Raw genomic sequence first — 17,609 nt, forward strand, 5'->3', positions numbered from 1 at the left:
ACCGGCAAGCAAAGGAAGTGGATTTTTTTAATTTCTCTATTAATAAAATACTTACCCGGGAGCAGTCAATACTTGACCAGGCCCGCATCCGCTTGCTATACTATGGCTTTTTGTTAGCTATTGTTGGCATTGGCGCGCTGTATCTGAGCGTATACCTTCAGGATTTGCATGTAATGTCCCTTACATTAGGTGCTACCCTCTTGCTTATCATTGCGCTGTTCAAGTATCTAACCTATAAACCACACTGGCATACCATATCGCACATACTGCTTGTAATGGGTACGCTCATAAACCTGGCCACGGTGTTTGTGATCATGCAGGATGTAAACATCATTACCATACAAATCATCATCCTGGTTATCGTATTCAGCTTTTATATGCTGGGGCAAAACTGGGGGATGTTTTTTTCGCTGCTTAACCTGCTGCCGGTATTGATATTTATGGTAATGCAGTATGACCACAATTATTATATCGATTTCAAGCCTGAAAAGTCTGATCAGTCAACCACTATTATCGCCATTTTCGCCAATTTTATCCTCATCATATTTATTCACAGCCACTTTTACAGCGCGTTTTTAAAAAATATAAAGCAGCTTAAAGAAACCGGCGAAGAGCAGGCGGCTTTGAATATAAAATTTGAAAGGGCCATTGAAAAGGCCGAAAAATCGTCGCAGGTGCAGTCGGAGTTTTTATCCACCATGTCGCACGAGATACGCACCCCGTTAAACGCGGTAATTGGCATGAGCAACCTGCTGCTGATGAATAACCCCCGGCAAGATCAAAGCGAAAACCTGGAGATACTGAAATTCTCGGCCAATAACTTGCTGGCTATTGTTAACGATGTACTTGATTTTAATAAGATAGAATCAGGCAAGGTGGTGTTCGAGAAGATCAAGTTTAACCTGGTTGACCTGATGCAAAATATCTGCGGCGGGCAAATTATTAAAGCCGAGGAAAAAGGCTTGTTGTTTAAGCTGGATATCGACAGCTCGTTGAGGCGTAAGGTAATATTTGGCGACCCCACCCGCTTAACCCAAATAATTTTTAACCTGGTTAGCAACGCCATAAAATTTACAGCGCAAGGCAATATATGGGTGAGGGTAACCTGCTTAGAAGACCGTCATAATAACATCACGGTTGGTTTTTCGGTAAAAGATACCGGTATTGGTATCAAAAAAGAAAACCTCGAAACCATATTCGAGCCTTTTACCCAGGAATCGATAACCACTACCCGCCAATACGGCGGCACCGGCCTGGGGCTGGCTATTGTAAAGCGCCTGCTTGAGCTGCAAAACCTGCAGATGCATGTAAGCAGCAAAGTGAACGAAGGCTCGGAATTCTCGTTCAATATGGAGTTCCCGGTATCCACCGAAGCCGTTGCCCGGGTAAAAGAACCCACAGCCGAACCGCAGCCACAACAACAGCAACAGCCGCATGTGGCCGGAGTTGAGGACGGCAGCAGCAGCCTGCGTGTTTTGATTGCCGAGGACAATCCGGTTAATGTTATGCTGATGAAAAAGCTGCTTTCGAAATGGAAGATAGTGCCAACGATAGCCGAAAATGGTGAGCGCGCCGTAGAAATTATGCAATATGGCAACTTCGATATTATTTTAATGGATTTGCAAATGCCGGTGATGAACGGCTTCGACGCCTCCATGGAAATACGCAAAATGCCCGACCCGGCCAAAGCGAATATTCCGATCATAGCCTTAACAGCATCCGCCTTGTTTGATATACGCGAACAGGTGATCAACGCCGGCATGAACGATTACGTGGCCAAGCCCTTTAAACCAGATGAGCTGATGGAAAAGATGCAAAACCTGGTAGCTGCTGTAAACAGTTAAAGCATATTATAAGCAGGCAGGTCCTGTAAAAACTTAAAACTTTCGGTATCGTGGTCAATGTGGCAGTAATAATGCTGTAAACCATTGGTTACTGCCATAAGTTGTACTTTATGTACCATGTTATAGCGGGCCGCCTGGCTAAAGGTAGCCTGGTTAATCGTAACCGAAGGAGCCTTACACTCAACAAGCAGTATTTTTTGGCCGGCTGGGTTAAACACAATAATATCGGTGCGTTTAGCCATGCCGTGCAGCTTAAGCCCCCCTTCCAGCTTTATCAATGTTTTGGGGTATTGCTTTTGCCTGATCAGGTATTGGACAAAATGCTGCCGAACCCACTCTTCGGGGGTAATAATAATGGTCTTCTTCCGCAACTCGTCAAACACCGTTAGCTTGCCGTTTTGGTCGGTAAGCTTAAAAGGGTATGGCGGTAAGTTAAGGGGCTGCAATAAATCCATTTTTGAATAAATCAAAAGTAAAAAGTAAAAAGTCAAAACGCATAGTATATCTAATTAAGTTGAGGTTTATTATTCCACAAACACTACTTTTTTACTTTTAACTTTTTACTTTTGGCTTAACCCATGGCCGCTCCCGACATTATAAAAGACCTTAAGAACCGTAAGTTTAAACCCCTGTACCTGCTACACGGTGAAGAGCCTTATTATATAGACCTGATAAGCAATTACATCGAAAACAACCTGTTAACCGATGCCGAAAAGGGCTTTAACCAAACCATACTATACGGCAAGGACACCGATATCATGACGGCCATTAACGCTGCCAAACGTTACCCCATGATGAGCGATTACCAGGTGGTGATGATCAAAGAGGCGCAGGATATGAAATGGGGCCGCGATGATGACGATAAAAAAAACATTAACCCCATACTAAGCTACCTGGAAAACCCGCTGCCAAGCACAATAATGGTTTTTTGCTATAAATACGGCAAATTTGACAAGCGTAAAAAAACCTATAAGGCTATCGAGAAGAATGGGCTGGTGTTTGAGTCGGCAGCTTTGTACGACAGCAAAATACCGGGTTGGATAGAAGGCTACGTAAACTATAAGAAATACAAGATAAGCCCGCAGGCGGCGGCCATGCTTGCCGAATACCTGGGTAACGACCTGTCGAAAATTGCCAATGAGCTGGATAAACTGATGCTTAACGTTACTGCCGGCCAGGAAATAACCCTACAGCTGATACAGGATAATATCGGTATCAGCAAAGAGTATAATGTTTTTGAGCTGCAGAGCGCCTTAACAAAAAAAGACGCCTATAAAGTCAACCAGATCATAAATTACTTCGATGCCAACCCAAAATCGAATCCTATTGTGCTGGTATTGGGTAACCTTAATAACTTTTTCAGCAAGGTGCTGGCCTACCATTATGTTAAGGACCGCACCCCGCAAAACCTTGCCCGCGAACTGGGTGTTAGCCCCTACTTTTTAAAGGATTATGAACAGGCGGCGCGTGGTTACAACCTGGGTAAAACCTTTGAGGTGATAAGCTACCTGCGCGAGTACGATTTGAAAAGCAAGGGTGTAGAATCAAACACCGACCACGGTGGTTTGATGAAAGAGCTGATGTTTAAAATATTGCATTAGCCGCATCAGGTCAAGGTTTTCTCAACCCGGGCGTTAATATCTTTGATGATATGATCAAGCTCAACGGCGCTTAGCTTAAGCATTTTCAATGGCTGCTCCAGTTGCTCGTTGTTATGGGGAGTGCCGTCTAAGGAATTGATGATCCCCAATATGTTGGCCAGCGGCTTGCGTATCAGGTGCGAATTAATATAAGCTATCTGGTCCAGGCTTTGGTTTTTAAGGTTTATCTGTTCTTCGCCGTGCTTTTGCCCGCTGATGTCCTGAAAGTAAACTGCAAGCCCTTCGGAACCGGGATAAACGGTAAAGCATATCCATTTATTCAGCGGCGCCACATATTCTTCAAACTTAACCGTTTCATGTTTTTCGAGCGAAAAGTTAAATTGCTTAAAAACCTCCAGCTGGCGATAATATGGGTATAAATGCCATAACGTTTTGTACAAAACGGCGGCCCGTTCTGTTACAAGTATGCGTTCCGCTTCCTTGTTCAGGTAAGTTATACACAGTTTACTATCCAGCGTAATAAACCCGTCTGTTATACTTTCCAGGGTCTCGTTAATTTTTTTTACCGCTTCGGTAAGTTGTATATCCTTAAGTTTTTGCTCCGTGATATCGTGTATAATAACCATGCGGCAGTGGCAGCCGTTATACGTTACATTGTACGATGTAATGTTCACATAAATGGTGCTGCCATCCTTTTTTAAGTGAGTGAGTTCCTTTTTTACAGTTTGGCTATGCTTTATCCGTTTGATAAGGGCAAGCATATCCTGCTGTTCATAAACAGGCCGTATTTGCGAAAGTGTTATATCATACAGGAATTCTTCTCGGGTATAGCCATAGTGTTTTATGGCCGCATCGTTCACTTCTTTAAACATCAGCGTATCAACCTCCACAATCCACATGGGGTTTGGGTTGTGATGGAACAACACACTAAAGCTGGCATCATCGTTACTGATCCTTAAAGACATAATTTACATAGCTACGCAGATAAACACTATTAATACAATTATATATAATATGGCGTTAAGATTAGCTATAAATTAGTTTTTTCGTAAAAGGAAATGAATGCCTCACTAATGAGTACGCGGCTGTAACACTTCGGGGTTTAAAATTTTTGGCAGGCAGCCATCTCTATGGTATATATGTACCGTAACGGCATCCCCCAACTTAAAAGAATATTTACTTAGATCTATTTCAAAAGCCGAGGACTCAAATGGATCCGAGGCAGTCATGCCGTTCACTTTAACCTCGTAAACACAATAAGTTTCACCCGAGTTACTGAAAGGGTTTTGTACATATAGGTTTTTGCCTGTATAAATGCCGTTGATTTCTATCATGATGGTTAAGGTTTAGCCAACAATATCGCAATTATTTATAGTAGTATATAGTATTGTTAAATATATTCGGGATCAAATAATTTTAGTTTTTCAAGGCATTTTGTCACCTTTACCGCAAGTTAAGGCAACAAACTAAACACCCCTGATACTGTTAATATGAACCATTGGCTTGTAAAATCGGAACCTGTAAAATATAGCTGGGAAAAATTTAATAAAGAAGGCCGCACCTTTTGGGATGGCGTTCGTAACTACCAGGCCCGCAACAACTTAAAGTTGATGAAACAAGGCGACCTGGTAATGTGGTACCATAGCAACGAGGGTAAGGAAATTGTGGGCATTGCCCGCGTGGTGAAAGAGTTTTACCAGGACCCTACAACCGATGATGCCAACTGGGTAGTGGTTGACCTTGAACCCGTTGAACCGTTAAAAAAACCCGTTACCCTGGAACAAATAAAAGCCGATGAACGCCTGAAAGACGTCGGGCTGATCAGGCAGGGGCGCTTATCAGTAATGGCATTAAAGCGTGAAGAATTTGACCGGATAATTGAATTAGGCAGCTAACTTTCCGGAAAAATTCTTAAAAAAATTAAAGATTTTTAGAGTAATTTCTGGTAAATTCTATAGTTCTCGTCGTCGAAACAAATAAACATTACCTCCTGAATTTCTTCGTTCCGATATAGAAATTCGTTAACTGTTTTAACCGCTATTTCCGCCGCTTTGTCTTTCGGGAAACGGTAAACACCGGTACTGATATTCGGAAAAGCGATGGTGTTAACATTATTGCTCACTGCTATGGCAAGGCTGTTGACGTAGCAATTTGCAAGCAGTGTTTCCTCGCCGCGTTTGCCACCACCCCAAACCGGCCCCACGGTGTGTATCACATATTTTGCCGGCAGCTTGCCGCCGGTGGTAATTACAGCATTACCGGTTTTGCAGCCTCCCTGCCGGTTAACTATTTTAACGCACTCTTCCAGTATCTCCTTGCCGCCCGCACGGTGTATGGCGCCATCAACGCCGCCGCCGCCCATGAGGCTGCTGTTGGCCGCATTTACAATAGCGTCAACGGCCAGTTTGGTAATATCGCCCTGCCGCAGTATTATACGTTTATCCATATCAGGTTAACCAACAATACTTAACGTATGTTTTAAAACTGCATACGGCATATTGTCAATATTTACCTCGCCCCTACACTGATGGCTTTCAACCATTCAACTAAACGTATATCTTTGCGGCACTGACACATTATATGATAGTTCACCAATTTTACGATAAGGGCCTCGCACATGCCTCGTACGCTATTATCCGCTCGGGCCGGATGGTTGTTATCGACCCTGCCCGCGATCCGCAGCCATACTATGACTTTGCCGCCCTGCATAACGCGGACATCACCGGCGTTATTGAAACACACCCCCACGCCGATTTTGTAAGTTCGCACCTGGAGATACATCAAACTACCGGCGCGGTAATTTATGTGAGCAAACTGGCCGGCGCCGGATACCCGCACGAAAGCTTTGACGACGGCGACGTGATATCCCTTGATGATATCAAACTTAAGGCTATGAACACCCCAGGCCATTCGCCCGATTCTATTTGTATTTTACTGGAGGACGAAAACGGTCGCGACTGTGCCGTATTTACCGGCGATACGCTTTTTGCCGGCGATGTGGGCCGGCCCGACCTGCGCGAGAACGCAGGTAACATTACCGCAAAAAAGGAGGAACTGGCCCGGCAAATGTACCATAGCACCCGCGAAAAGCTGATGGTGCTGCCCGCCGATGTTACGGTTTACCCCGCCCACGGTCCCGGCTCGCTATGTGGTAAAAGCATGAGCCCCGACCTGCAAACCACCATTGGCAAAGAACTGCGCGAAAATTACGCCCTCCAGCTGATGGACGAAATGGCATTTGTAAAAACCTTAACTGCCGACCAGCCCTTTATGCCAAAATATTTTGGTTATGATGTAGAGCTGAATAAAACCGGCGCGCCTAATTTTGAGGAAAGTATTGGCATGGTAAACCGGCCGTCGAAAAGTATCCCTTTGGAAAAAGGCGCTTTAGTTATTGATACCCGCACCAAAGATGTTTACCGCGCTGGCCACGTTAAAAGCTCGATCAACCTGCAGGACGCTGAAAAATTCGAGACTTGGCTGGGATCGGTGATAGGGCCTGATGAACAGTTTTATTTAATTGCCGGCAATGATGAGGAATTAGAGCGAATGATAGCCAAAACAGCTAAAATTGGTTACGAAAAAAACATAATTGCCGCGATGCTACCTCCTGAAGTCGCCACTGAGCGGTCGCCTGAGCTTAAATACGATGCTTTTAAAGCTCACCCGGATAACTACACCATTATTGACGTGCGCAATTGGGCCGAAATAAAGGCAGGCAAATTATTCAACAACGCCCTTACCGTTCCCTTGCCCGAGTTACGCGAGCGTATAAGCGAAATACCGGCCGATAAAGCCATAGTGGTGCACTGCGCCGCGGGTTACCGCTCGGCAGCGGCGGCAGGTATTGTCGAAAGTAAAATAACCGGCGTGCCGGTTTATGACCTTGGCGAAGCCATTAACGACTGGAAGTAAGTCCCGGCGTTAAAACTGCATCAAGTAATATTACACATAGCTACACTTCGCCTTTTTTCAGCGAGCTTACAGCGTAATTTGCAGCGCGCGCGGTTAGGGCCATAAAGGTAAGCGAAGGGTTCTGCGTACCGGTAGACGTCATACATGCGCCATCAGTTACAAATACATTTGGGCATGCGTGCAACTGGTTCCACTTGTTCAGTAACGATGTTTTAGGGTCGTGCCCCATGCGTATGCCGCCCACTTCGTGAATATCAAGCCCCGGCGCCTGTTTACTATCATTAGTGGCAATATCTTTGCAGCCTGCCTTGTCCAGCATTTCGGCACCTTGCACCAAAAAGTCTTTCAGCAGCTTTTCATCGTTATCATCATAATCAACGGCAATACGTAATTGCGGTATGCCCCATTTATCGTTTTGCTGGCGGCTTAGCTGTACAAAGTTGCTTTCCTTAGGTATGGTTTCGCCCTGCATCATCATATAAATTCCCCATGGGCCGGGTTCGGCAATGGCATTTTTGTAGTCCGCGCCAATGGGTGCGCCTTGGGTAAAATGGCCCCAGCCCGGGCGTGTTGCGGTATAAAACGTCATATAACCACGCAAAAAGTCCGTCTCCTGTTTACGTACGTTCCGGAAGTTGGGCATCATCACCGCTGTTGGCCTGCGCCCGTAATAATAACTATCCATAGGCCCGTCAAAACTGGCCGTCATAGAACCGCGGTAGTTATGAAATGCAACGTATTTACCCAGCAAGCCGTTATCGTTGCCTAAACCATTGGGGAAGCGGCCCGATGTTGAATTAAGCAGGATAAGGTTGCTGTTTAAAGCAGCGGCATTAACAAAAATGATCCTGGCAAAATACTCAATGGCTTTGTTGGTATGCGCATCTATCACCCTTACGCCAACGGCCTTTTGTTTTTTTTCGTCGTAAATGATGGAATGTACAACCGAATCTGGCCGAAGGGTTAAGTTACCTGTTTTTGCGGCCCAGGGTAGGGTAGATGAGTTAGAACTGAAATATCCGCCGAAAGGGCAGCCCCGTTCGCACAGGCTGCGGGCCTGGCACTGGCCCCTGCCCTGCTGCAAATGTATTTCTTTGGGTTGGGTAAGATGCGCGCAGCGGCCAATGATAACATCCCGGTCATGGTAATGGGCCATAATGCGCTTTTGGATCTCCTTTTCCACCACGTTCATTTGCCATGGCGGCAAAAAGTCGCCGTCGGGCAGTGTTTCCAGGCCATCGCGGTTACCGCTTATACCCGCAAACTGCTCCACGTGGGTGTACCAGGGCGCCAGGTCGTTATAGCGTATGGGCCAGTCTACCGCGAAACCGTCGCGCGCGGGGCCTTCAAAATCAAATTTGCTCCAGCGCTGCGTTTGCCGTGCCCAAAGCAGCGATTTACCGCCAACCTGGTACCCGCGTATCCAGTCAAAGGGTTTATCCTGCACATAGGGGTGTTCCTTATCTTTAACAAAAAAATGTTCAGACGCTTCGCCAAATGCATAACACCTTTCGGCAATGGGGTTTTGCTGCTTAACCTGCAAGGGCAATTGGCCCCGATGCGGAAAATCCCAGGGGTTTTTTGTCGCTGTAGGATAATCCTTTAAATGCACCACATCTTTACCGCGTTCCAGCACTAAAGTTTTAAGGCCCTGGCCACAAAGCTCTTTAGCGGCCCAGCCGCCGCTGATGCCAGACCCTATCACGATAGCATCAAAGGTATTAGCCGCAAGCTTGTTTGAATTTACATATACCATTATAACCGGTTTTGTAAATTGAAATTAGCGATTGTTAACCGTAAGCGCAAAGATATATTGACGCTATTGTCAAATACTTCCTGTAGTCAACCTGCATGCCGAAACCTTTACAACACTTCCCATATCACCGGCCAAACGGTTTCGGCCACAACCTTATACCCTTCGGCCGAGGGGTGCAGCCTGTCCCATAAATTGAGGTGTTTAACCCCAGCCACGCCGGCCAGCAAAAAAGGCACAAAAGCCATTTGGTTATCCATTGCCAGCTTACGGTATATGCCGTTAAAGGCGAGGGCCGTATGGCCACCCAAAAATGCAGGCACCTCCATGCCCAGCAATACCAGCCTGGCTTGCGGGTACCGGGCCTTAACCCTGTTAATTATTTGCTGCAGGTTTTGTGCAATACTACCAGCCGGCGTGCCTTTGCGTAAATCGTTTATACCTAATTCAAGCACAAATACATCAACAGGTTTATTTAGCCAATAATCCAACCGGGAAAGGCCGCCTATTGTAGTATCGCCGCTAAGGCCGGCATTTATTATTTGATAGTGAAGCCCCAGGGCGTTTATTTTGTCGCCGATAAGCGCCGGGAACGATTGGGTCGCGGCATTACCAAGCCCATAGCCCGCTGTGAGGCTATCACCAAAAAATAATATATTTTGCATGGATCAGTTCCCCTCCAAATTCCACAGACCGGGGTGGTCGCGGTAATGGCTTACGCTTTCTATAATTTCTTCTATCTCTTCTGTGGTTAGCTCATCGCGGCCGTCGGCGGTGTATGTAAACAATTTGCCCGGCTCCTCAAAAGTTATATAACCCAGGTAATTGGGGTCGAGCTTTTTTTCCAGGAGCAGTTCGCTTTCCTGGCGGTCTTCCTCTTCCACATCAAAACCCCCGTCATTATAAATATTATAAGTATAAGTTATTACCTGATGACCATTCACCCGGGCCTGCGTGTTCGGTATAACCTTTACAGGCCTGTCATTCCCCACTGTAAAGTATATAGGTATCATTGGCTGCGCTTTGGTTATCAAAAAACAAATGTTGTACCAAATAAGCGCTGCGTTGCCTGTTATTTAGTAATTATAAACATTTGTTTTAAGCCAAAACTTACCGCGTACTCAATTTTAAAGGGTGTAAATGCTTTAAAATAAACGGTTTATTATTATTTTAGGGTAGCCAACCTTAATTAAATGACAAACACCGCAGCCGAACCGGCCTACTGGTCGCCATTGCGCAAGCTCTCTTTGCGCTTCTTCATGATATTTTTTATTGCGTACATTGTTTTTAACCCCAACGGCGTTTTGCCTAATATTGATAAGCTGTACGAAATTTATATTGAGCCTGTACACACGTTAGTTGTTTGGCTGGGTAAGCATGTACTGCATTTAAGTAAGCCCATAACCGTGTTTACCAATGGAAGCGGCGACACCACATACGATTATGTGCTGCTGTTTTTTTGTTTTGTTACGGCAATTGTTGGTGCAGTAATATGGTCGGTGGCCGATAGAAAAGCCCGCAATTACAACAACTTATTTTACTGGCTTACGGTAGTTGTACGTTATTATGTAGCCATCACCATGATAACTTATGGCTGTGTAAAAATTATAAAACTGCAGTTTCCGTCGCCATCGCCCGATAGGTTGCTGCAGCCATTTGGCAATGCGTCGCCTATGGGCCTGGCCTGGACCTACATGGGGTATTCAACCGGCTTTAACTACTTTACAGGCTTTGCCGAGTTTACATGCGGTGTGTTGCTATTTTTTCGGCGCACCGCTACACTCGGCGCTATTGTGGGGCTGGTTGTGGCGGGTAACATCATGGCTATCAACTATGCTTTTGATGTGCCTGTTAAACTGCTGTCAACCATGCTGGTGATCATGTGCCTGTATATATTAAGCAAGGACTTTATCCGGCTTACAAATTTTTTTATCCTTAATAAACCGGCTTCGGCCGCAAATTTAGGCCGGCACACTTTTAAGAAGCGCTGGAAAAACCTTACCCTGTGCATTGTAAAGTATGTATTGGTGATATACACCGTAGTAATGAACTTTTACGGTGACGTAGAAGCAATGGACCAATATGGCGATGCCGCTAAAAAACCACCTTTATATGGCATATATAACGTGCAAAGCTTTGTACGCAATAAAGACACCATCCCGCCGCTTAAAACGGATACCACCCGATGGGATAAGCTGACTATTAGTTATGCTGGCCGGGCGAGGGTGATCATGAGCGACGATACCAGCCGGATGCACGATTTTAAGATAGATACGCTTAAACATACCATTGATATGTACAGCTACGCTGATACTACCGGCAAAGCGCATTACACTTACAGCCAACCATCTAAAGACGTGCTGCTGCTAAAAGGTACCATGAGAACAGATTCCATCAGTATACGGCTTAAAAAATACGACCTGAAAAATTTCAGGCTATTAAACCGGGGCTTTCACTGGATAAATGAGTATCCGTATAACCGTTAACAAATTGAAGATGGTATAAAAAACAGAGCGGCTACCCGTATGGATAGCCGCTCTGTTTATAACTATTAACTGATTTTATTATTAGTTTACTGCGCCTGGTGTTGTGTAAGGCATCACCTGCGGGTTATAGTTAGCCCAGCCTGCGCTCCAATCCTCGGTACCAAATGCACCGCGGTAAGCTACTTTCTCAAAAAACGCATCGGCCAGTTTGGTGTCGGTAAATACCGCGCCCGATGCAGCAATTGAGCCTGCTTTTACTGTAAATATTGGTGTACCCGGCAATGCAAAGTCTGATGAGAATTTAAACGGATCGTTTATCAAAGCATCAGCGTACTGGCTTGCGTCAAAAATGTTGGCAGCGCGCAGGGTAGCTTCAAAAATAGCCTTCTGGGTTGCGTTGTCACCTTTTACTTCGTTACCTTTTTTGTTGCTTCCGTAAATAATGTTGTTAGCAAATTTTAAACGGCCGGCTGTAAAGTTTGTTGAGGTAGCACCCGCTGTTGCAACTTTTGAATCGTCGATATAAATACCTTCCTGGAAACCTGAGAATATGGAGTTGAAGATACTTTCGGCAGAGTTGCGGCGTATTTGCGCAGCATGCTGATAGTTAGCATTAACAGCTGGCAATGTTGCACCTGCTGATGCAGGTAATACAGGGCCTAATAAAGTCATATTAGCAAACACAGCCGAAGTTTGAGGGGTTTTATCTGAACCCGATCCATCATTATCAGATTCAAAAGCGTTTGAACCCGATACGTCGGCAATGGTTGGATAACGTTGTGCCAAACCAAACTGAACTTTACCCGAGAAACCAAAGTCGGTATCAAAATCATCGTCAAGGCTGCCAATAGCTAATAAGTGTTTAGCGTTTACTGTACCGCCAAACCATTCGTAAGCGTCATCGCCAGAGCGGTAAACCTCTACATAATCAATAGTAGTACCGGCGCCAACGCCGCCAAAAGTAATACCGTTGATCTCGTTATCGGGCGAGAATGGGATACCTGCGTACTCTACACGTACATATTTCAAAGTGCCTGAGTTGTCGTTAGGATCGTTACCGCCAAATTGTTTGTATTTGGCATCGTTACCTTTACCATCAAGGCCACCTTCGATATTTACGTTGTCGCCCTGGTTAACCGGCGCCTTACCCAAAAGGATAATACCGCCCCAGTCGCCGGCTGTACGTGTACCTGCAGCAAAAGATGAGGTAAATACAATAGGTTTAGCCGGTGTGCCTATGGCCGAAATTTTTGCGCCACGGGTAATTATCAATGTGCCTTTGCTTGCTTTATCACCTTTAACGATGGTGCCAGGCTCAATGGTAAGGGTTGCGCCTTCGGTAACGTATACAAAGCCTTTTAAAGTGTAGATCTTATCGGCTGTCCAGGTGGTGTTGGTAGCTATATCTCCGCTAACCTCTACGGTGTTGCCGGTTTGGGTAGGCGGGTCAACAATAGGGTCGATAATGGCATCTTTTTTACTACAAGAACTTGCCATAATAACTGCGCTAAGCGCTAAAAATAATAATGATTTTTTCATGCTGATATCTCTCGATTTTTTAACAAATAACGGCCGCCCGTATTAAGTAAATATTAACTGCCGTTTAACAAATAAATATTATTAAAATGTGTAATTAAATGATAATGAGTAACTTGAACCCATTGCATAATTTTTAAAAGTGGTGCCGGTACCTGATGGTGCGTATGGTTTGCCATCAAGCTGGTAAACAAAATTGTAGCGCTGGTTAAGGATGTCGCTGCCGCTAAACTTAATTTCACCGCGGCTTTTAATAACCTTGTAGCCTATCTGAAAATCCAGCATATCACGCGGTTTCTCGTAGATGCTCGAGAACCTGCCGCCGCCTGCAAAAAATATCCTTTCGCCCAGGCGGTTATAAAGCACGTTAATTGATAGTTTGTTATTCAACTCGGTATGCTGCAGGCCCGCGTTTATTACGTAAGGCGATTGCCCAACCAACGGACGGGTCTTTTCTAAACGTGGTATACCATCGGTAGGGTTGGTTACTTTTGAACGGTTTATAGAAAGGTTGGCATAAGCCGTGGTATTTTTAAAGAAATTGCTGCCGTTAATAAAATCAAGCGATTTGCGGGCCTCCAACTCAAAACCATACACATAAGCCGACTTAGAGTTAAAGTAGGTGATGTTGGTAGTCGAGTTCTCGTCCTGTATCAGCGGCTCAATCGCGTTCTGGAACTTTTTATAGAATGCGGATACCGAAAATATTTGCCCTGCCGAAGGATAAAATTCGTAACGCAGGTCGGCATTGTCTATTATCGTGCGCTGCAAATCAGGGTTACCCTGCTGGTTGGCCAGCAATTCGTAATCGTAATATGAGAACAACGCAAGCTCCCTGAACTCGGGGCGCGCCACGGTACGGTAGTATGATGCCCTTAAATTAGCTTTATCTGTTAACGCATAGGTAAAGTTTACTGATGGCAACAGATCAAGGTTATCCAGGTTAACCGCTTTGGCAGTAGGGTCTTTGGTTAGCAGGTTAAGGTCAAATTTTTCGGCCCTTAAACCGTACACCACACGCACATGATCGCCAATTTTGCTATCCAGCATGGCATAGCCAGCGCTGGTTGTACTATTGGCGGTGTACCTGTCTGTCAGGTTTTGCAATTCATCAAGGTTGTATAAACCTGCGGCTATCACATTTGGGCCAAACAAGGTTTGTATCGGGCGCATCCTTATCGCCTCGGCATTGGGGTCGTTGGTGTTTAGCACCAGGCCAATAAACCGGGCGTCGAAGGACCTGTCGCGGTACTGCGAGCTTACACCCAGTTTAAGCGTGCTTTGTTTAAACAGGTTTACCGGTACGTTATAATCAACCTTACCCGAGTAAATATTTTCGTTAAGGTGCGAGAACAAGCGGGCGTTCTCTTTATTCAAGTTGGTTACCTGTGCAATAAAGTCTTCGCCGGCGTTGTGTTGCGTATAGTTTACTTTCTTTTGGTCGGGTTGGTCGTTAAGTATATTGCTGTAGCTCAGGTTCCATTTTAACTTAGAGCTTTTTTGCCCCAGGCCGTGCTCGCCCTCTAAAGTTGTTTTAAACAACGCTTTCTCTAAAAGGTCGAAAGCGTAAAAACGGTTATCGTTTGACGAGGTGCTGGTGTTGGCACCGGTACGGTTCGTAAACTGATCGTCTAAAACGCGGTTATACAAGTTTTTTAAAGTGATCTTACTTTTGCCAAAGCTGTAGGCAAAGTTTGCCAACGCCCCAATATTGGTCGAAAACTTATACTGCTGGCTGCGATAATCAAAGTTATCGTACTGTTGTATAAAGTCGGGCACAATGGTTTGCGCGTTGCGGTAAGTTAGCGCAACGGTGGTACCAAAGCGGTTTTTGTTTTCGCCTATTTCCTTTACGTTGCCAATGGTCAACTGGTAGTTTTGCGTAGGTAATGCTTTAGATGTGTAAACGTTATAATCGTTATTAAGGGTGTTGATAGCCTGTATATTCTGCTTAGCAGGCAACTGCCTTAAGGTGATCTGGCTGGTAGTCGGAAAATTGTTTGCCAGTTTGCGGGTACCATCGTCAAAACCCAAATAATCAATACCGCTGCGGTAGCCGCTTTTAAAATCTTTAAAAGTGCTTTGGGTATTGTAGCCCACACCAAGGCCTACGGTTACAAAGTTTTGGTCGGGGATATCTTTGGTCAATATCTGTACGCTGCCGCCTGCAAAATCGCCGGACATATCAGGGCTGGCGGTTTTGCTGATAACGATATTATCTACCAGGCTTGAGGGTACAATATCAAACGAGAACGCTTTACGGTTGGGCTCGGTGCTGGGCAGCGGCGCACCGTCAAGCGATGCGGTGTTATACCTGTCGCTTAAGCCGCGCACTACAACAAACTTATTATCTTGTATGGTAGCGCCGCTTACGCGTTTAAGCACGTCGCTGGTGTTGCGGTCGGGCGATTTTTTGATCAGTTCTGACGAGATACCATCAGATATGGAAACACTGTTTTTTTGAATGGCATATAAAGCCCCTACCGACTCCTGGCGGTAAGTGGCGCGCACCACCACCTCTTTAAGCGCCTGCGACTCGGCCGGCGCTACGGTAATATCAAGCGGGGTATTGGCGTTTGCCTTCACCTCGATATCAGATACGGTTTTGCTTTGATAGCCAATGTAACGCACCAATATGGTGTATTTGCCCGGGGCAAGCCCGCCCAATACATAATGGCCTTCTACATCGGTAGCGGCGGCTTTGGTGGTGCCCTCAATATTTACGGTGGCGCCAATTAAGGTCTCGCTTGTCTTCTGATCGATTATTTTGCCTGATATACGGCCGGTGCCTTGTGCAAATAAACTGCCTGCGTTAAGGCTTAAAACAATGATAATGGTTATAGCAGATAAAACTTTTTTCACGTGTATTAATTTAATACCGCAAAACTATTACCGCTATGTTAGTTGAATGTTATGCGTTTATTACCATAACAACCACTTAATATTAATAAAATGTTAACTGATTTTGGAAGCGGTTATCAACCAGCTTTTTGGCGCCCGGCCACGCCTTGCTGCTTTAATTCCTGCAGTTCCAGTTCGTAGGCACGCATGCGGGCGTGCAGTATATCCACCTCGGTACGCAGCATTTGTATCTCGGTTATCAGCTTGGCCGAATCGGGCTTGTGTATCATTTTTTCGCCCGTGCCCAGTATCAGCCACTCGGGCGAGTACTTTAGCTGGAAACACAGTTTACGAATCAGGTAATAGCTCACATCCTGCTTTTGGTTAATAACCTTACTAATAAAACCCTGATCTACCCCAATGGCATTGGCAAGGGCCAGCTGGCCGCCATGTTCTTTAACGATAACCTTTATCCGTTTTACAACTGCTTCATCAGACATGCTGCAAGTATAAACATTTTTGATAAAGCAGGCACATTTGCTTAAAAATTGCTATAGCGGCCGCCCCAACAAATGATGAAAGTTAAGGGACCGGCCTCCGGCAAACTCAATACTTTTCTGACGTGTTCGTTTGTAATAAAAAATTAAACATATCTGATACATAGGCGTTACAGTATAATACAGGACGAAATTTAATTACCTTAAAAGAATTAATTATGCGTAAAAGATATCTGATAGCCATGCTGATAGCTTGTATGGCATCTGCATGTACCAAAACACCCGAAGGTGATATTACATCACCATCAAATAACAGCCCCGCCGGTGCCGATGCGTCGGACCAGGAGTTACTGGCAAACACCGCTTCTGATGAACAAAACGAATCTGATTTTGCCACAGACGACGCTATCCCAAAAGTTTGCGTGGATAAGTTTACAAGTAGCCAGCCTATTGTATTAGATGAGGAGGATGATGAAGTAAGCAAAAAAGGCGTTTTTGTAAAAGGTACCAAGTGGCCAAAAGGCAAAACGCTTAAAGTATATTTTATAAACGGCAGCGACTTTTTACGCAACAAGGTAATTTTTTACGCCCGGAAATGGGCCAACCATACTACCCTGCATTTTGTGGTTACCAACAAAAAGTCCGAATCGAACATACGTGTAGGCTTCAAGATCAACAAAGACCATGGTTCATGGTCATTGCTGGGTACCGACGCCGAAAAATATAAGGCTTACCAAACCATGAATTTTGGATGGTTTAACAAACACACCGAGGATAAGGAATTTAGCCGTACCGTAGTGCACGAATTTGGCCATGCCATTGGCCTGGGCCACGAGCAGCTAAGCCCGGTAGCTGATATCCCCTGGGATAAACCGGCGGTTTACGATTATTACACCGGCCCGCCAAACAATTGGACAAGAAAACAGGTAGACCATAACATTTTTGATAAATATAAAAAGCACGATGTACGCAACACCAAGTTCGACCCGGAATCGATTATGCAATACCCTGTACCAAAAGAATTTACTACAGACGGTTCGTCGATAGGTTATAATTACTACCTGAGCGATAAGGATAAAAAGTTTATCGCCAGGGTATATCCGGATTAAGTAAATAAAAGGGCAGACGTTCCCTGC

At 45.1% G+C, this 17,609-nt stretch carries 16 protein-coding genes; 6 read left to right on the plus strand and 10 right to left on the minus strand.

The annotated features are described in order from the left end of the window. Positions 1–17: 17 nt before the first annotated feature. Positions 18–1,844 (plus strand): ATP-binding protein, encoded by a 1,827-nt coding sequence (locus GWR56_RS00455; RefSeq protein WP_162429237.1) that lies wholly within the window; start codon positions 18–20, stop codon positions 1,842–1,844. On the opposite strand, the gene GWR56_RS00460 is transcribed toward GWR56_RS00455, so the two are convergent. Next, the gene (locus GWR56_RS00460; RefSeq protein WP_162429238.1) at positions 1,841–2,299 is read right to left on the minus strand and encodes a type I restriction enzyme HsdR N-terminal domain-containing protein; all 459 of its coding nucleotides are present in this window, start codon (positions 2,297–2,299) and stop codon (positions 1,841–1,843) included. The genes GWR56_RS00455 and GWR56_RS00460 overlap by 4 nt on opposite strands. A gap of 123 nt (positions 2,300–2,422) precedes the next feature. Between GWR56_RS00460 and holA the strand changes: the two genes are divergently transcribed. Then, complete coding sequence (gene holA, locus GWR56_RS00465; protein ID WP_162429239.1) at positions 2,423–3,445, plus strand: DNA polymerase III subunit delta; 1,023 nt, start codon at positions 2,423–2,425, stop codon at positions 3,443–3,445. A 5-nt stretch (positions 3,446–3,450) separates the two neighbouring features. Here holA and GWR56_RS00470 read toward each other — a convergent pair whose 3' ends face one another. Both GWR56_RS00470 and GWR56_RS00475 read right to left on the minus strand, forming a co-directional pair. After that, on the minus strand, positions 3,451–4,410 hold the full coding sequence (locus GWR56_RS00470; RefSeq protein WP_162429240.1) for a PAS domain S-box protein: 960 nt from the start codon (positions 4,408–4,410) through the stop codon (positions 3,451–3,453). A gap of 105 nt (positions 4,411–4,515) precedes the next feature. Further along, complete coding sequence (locus GWR56_RS00475; RefSeq protein ID WP_162429241.1) at positions 4,516–4,779, minus strand: hypothetical protein; 264 nt, start codon at positions 4,777–4,779, stop codon at positions 4,516–4,518. A gap of 156 nt (positions 4,780–4,935) precedes the next feature. Between GWR56_RS00475 and GWR56_RS00480 the strand changes: the two genes are divergently transcribed. Further along, positions 4,936–5,340 (plus strand): EVE domain-containing protein, encoded by a 405-nt coding sequence (locus GWR56_RS00480; protein ID WP_162429242.1) that lies wholly within the window; start codon positions 4,936–4,938, stop codon positions 5,338–5,340. A gap of 35 nt (positions 5,341–5,375) precedes the next feature. On the opposite strand, the gene GWR56_RS00485 is transcribed toward GWR56_RS00480, so the two are convergent. After that, a complete protein-coding gene (locus GWR56_RS00485; RefSeq protein ID WP_162429243.1) occupies positions 5,376–5,891 on the minus strand; it encodes an O-acetyl-ADP-ribose deacetylase in 516 nt (171 codons plus the stop codon). A gap of 134 nt (positions 5,892–6,025) precedes the next feature. Here GWR56_RS00485 and GWR56_RS00490 point away from each other — a divergent pair, with 134 nt between their 5' ends. Next, entirely contained in the window at positions 6,026–7,360 is a 1,335-nt protein-coding gene (locus tag GWR56_RS00490; RefSeq protein ID WP_162429244.1) for a rhodanese-like domain-containing protein, read from the plus strand. A 40-nt stretch (positions 7,361–7,400) separates the two neighbouring features. Here the strand turns inward: GWR56_RS00490 and GWR56_RS00495 are convergent, their stop codons facing one another. The 3 genes from GWR56_RS00495 to GWR56_RS00505 all read right to left on the minus strand — a co-directional run bounded on the left by GWR56_RS00495 (position 7,401) and on the right by GWR56_RS00505 (position 10,126). Continuing rightward, complete coding sequence (locus tag GWR56_RS00495; RefSeq protein WP_162429245.1) at positions 7,401–9,116, minus strand: GMC oxidoreductase; 1,716 nt, start codon at positions 9,114–9,116, stop codon at positions 7,401–7,403. Between the two features lie 107 nt (positions 9,117–9,223). Further along, positions 9,224–9,778, minus strand: a complete 555-nt coding sequence (locus GWR56_RS00500) for an arylesterase (RefSeq protein ID WP_162429246.1) — start codon at positions 9,776–9,778, stop codon at positions 9,224–9,226. Between the two features lie 3 nt (positions 9,779–9,781). Further along, positions 9,782–10,126 carry a hypothetical protein gene (locus GWR56_RS00505; RefSeq protein ID WP_162429247.1) on the minus strand — a complete coding sequence of 115 codons (345 nt, stop codon included), beginning with the start codon at positions 10,124–10,126 and terminating at the stop codon, positions 9,782–9,784. Positions 10,127–10,306: 180 nt separating this feature from the next. On the opposite strand from GWR56_RS00505, the gene GWR56_RS00510 reads away from it, so the two are divergent. Beyond that, positions 10,307–11,599 (plus strand): hypothetical protein, encoded by a 1,293-nt coding sequence (locus GWR56_RS00510; RefSeq protein ID WP_162429248.1) that lies wholly within the window; start codon positions 10,307–10,309, stop codon positions 11,597–11,599. Positions 11,600–11,680: 81 nt separating this feature from the next. Here GWR56_RS00510 and GWR56_RS00515 read toward each other — a convergent pair whose 3' ends face one another. The 3 genes from GWR56_RS00515 to GWR56_RS00525 all read right to left on the minus strand — a co-directional run bounded on the left by GWR56_RS00515 (position 11,681) and on the right by GWR56_RS00525 (position 16,476). Then, complete coding sequence (locus GWR56_RS00515) at positions 11,681–13,138, minus strand: hypothetical protein (RefSeq protein ID WP_162429249.1); 1,458 nt, start codon at positions 13,136–13,138, stop codon at positions 11,681–11,683. Positions 13,139–13,219: 81 nt separating this feature from the next. After that, positions 13,220–15,997 carry a TonB-dependent receptor gene (locus GWR56_RS00520; protein WP_238395281.1) on the minus strand — a complete coding sequence of 926 codons (2,778 nt, stop codon included), beginning with the start codon at positions 15,995–15,997 and terminating at the stop codon, positions 13,220–13,222. A 116-nt stretch (positions 15,998–16,113) separates the two neighbouring features. Continuing rightward, positions 16,114–16,476: a helix-turn-helix domain-containing protein gene (locus tag GWR56_RS00525; RefSeq protein ID WP_162429250.1), complete on the minus strand. Its 363-nt coding sequence runs from the start codon at positions 16,474–16,476 to the stop codon at positions 16,114–16,116. A gap of 215 nt (positions 16,477–16,691) precedes the next feature. Here GWR56_RS00525 and GWR56_RS00530 point away from each other — a divergent pair, with 215 nt between their 5' ends. Continuing rightward, a complete protein-coding gene (locus tag GWR56_RS00530; protein WP_162429251.1) occupies positions 16,692–17,582 on the plus strand; it encodes a M12 family metallopeptidase in 891 nt (296 codons plus the stop codon). The last annotated feature ends 27 nt before the right edge of the window (positions 17,583–17,609 follow it).

This window comes from Mucilaginibacter sp. 14171R-50 (genome assembly GCF_010093045.1).
Lineage (GTDB): Bacteria > Bacteroidota > Bacteroidia > Sphingobacteriales > Sphingobacteriaceae > Mucilaginibacter.

Bases quoted from the DNA above. Each gene is read 5' to 3' on its own strand.
- GWR56_RS00460 (WP_162429238.1), bottom strand. From the start codon at position 2,299: ATGGATTTATTGCAGCCCCTTAACTTACCGCCATACCCTTTTAAGCTT.
- holA (WP_162429239.1), top strand. From the start codon at position 2,423: ATGGCCGCTCCCGACATTATAAAAGACCTTAAGAACCGTAAGTTTAAA.
- GWR56_RS00470 (WP_162429240.1), bottom strand. From the start codon at position 4,410: ATGTCTTTAAGGATCAGTAACGATGATGCCAGCTTTAGTGTGTTGTTC.
- GWR56_RS00475 (WP_162429241.1), bottom strand. From the start codon at position 4,779: ATGATAGAAATCAACGGCATTTATACAGGCAAAAACCTATATGTACAA.
- GWR56_RS00480 (WP_162429242.1), top strand. From the start codon at position 4,936: ATGAACCATTGGCTTGTAAAATCGGAACCTGTAAAATATAGCTGGGAA.
- GWR56_RS00485 (WP_162429243.1), bottom strand. From the start codon at position 5,891: ATGGATAAACGTATAATACTGCGGCAGGGCGATATTACCAAACTGGCC.
- GWR56_RS00490 (WP_162429244.1), top strand. From the start codon at position 6,026: ATGATAGTTCACCAATTTTACGATAAGGGCCTCGCACATGCCTCGTAC.
- GWR56_RS00495 (WP_162429245.1), bottom strand. From the start codon at position 9,116: ATGGTATATGTAAATTCAAACAAGCTTGCGGCTAATACCTTTGATGCT.
- GWR56_RS00500 (WP_162429246.1), bottom strand. From the start codon at position 9,778: ATGCAAAATATATTATTTTTTGGTGATAGCCTCACAGCGGGCTATGGG.
- GWR56_RS00505 (WP_162429247.1), bottom strand. From the start codon at position 10,126: ATGATACCTATATACTTTACAGTGGGGAATGACAGGCCTGTAAAGGTT.
- GWR56_RS00510 (WP_162429248.1), top strand. From the start codon at position 10,307: ATGACAAACACCGCAGCCGAACCGGCCTACTGGTCGCCATTGCGCAAG.
- GWR56_RS00515 (WP_162429249.1), bottom strand. From the start codon at position 13,138: ATGAAAAAATCATTATTATTTTTAGCGCTTAGCGCAGTTATTATGGCA.
- GWR56_RS00525 (WP_162429250.1), bottom strand. From the start codon at position 16,476: ATGTCTGATGAAGCAGTTGTAAAACGGATAAAGGTTATCGTTAAAGAA.
- GWR56_RS00530 (WP_162429251.1), top strand. From the start codon at position 16,692: ATGCGTAAAAGATATCTGATAGCCATGCTGATAGCTTGTATGGCATCT.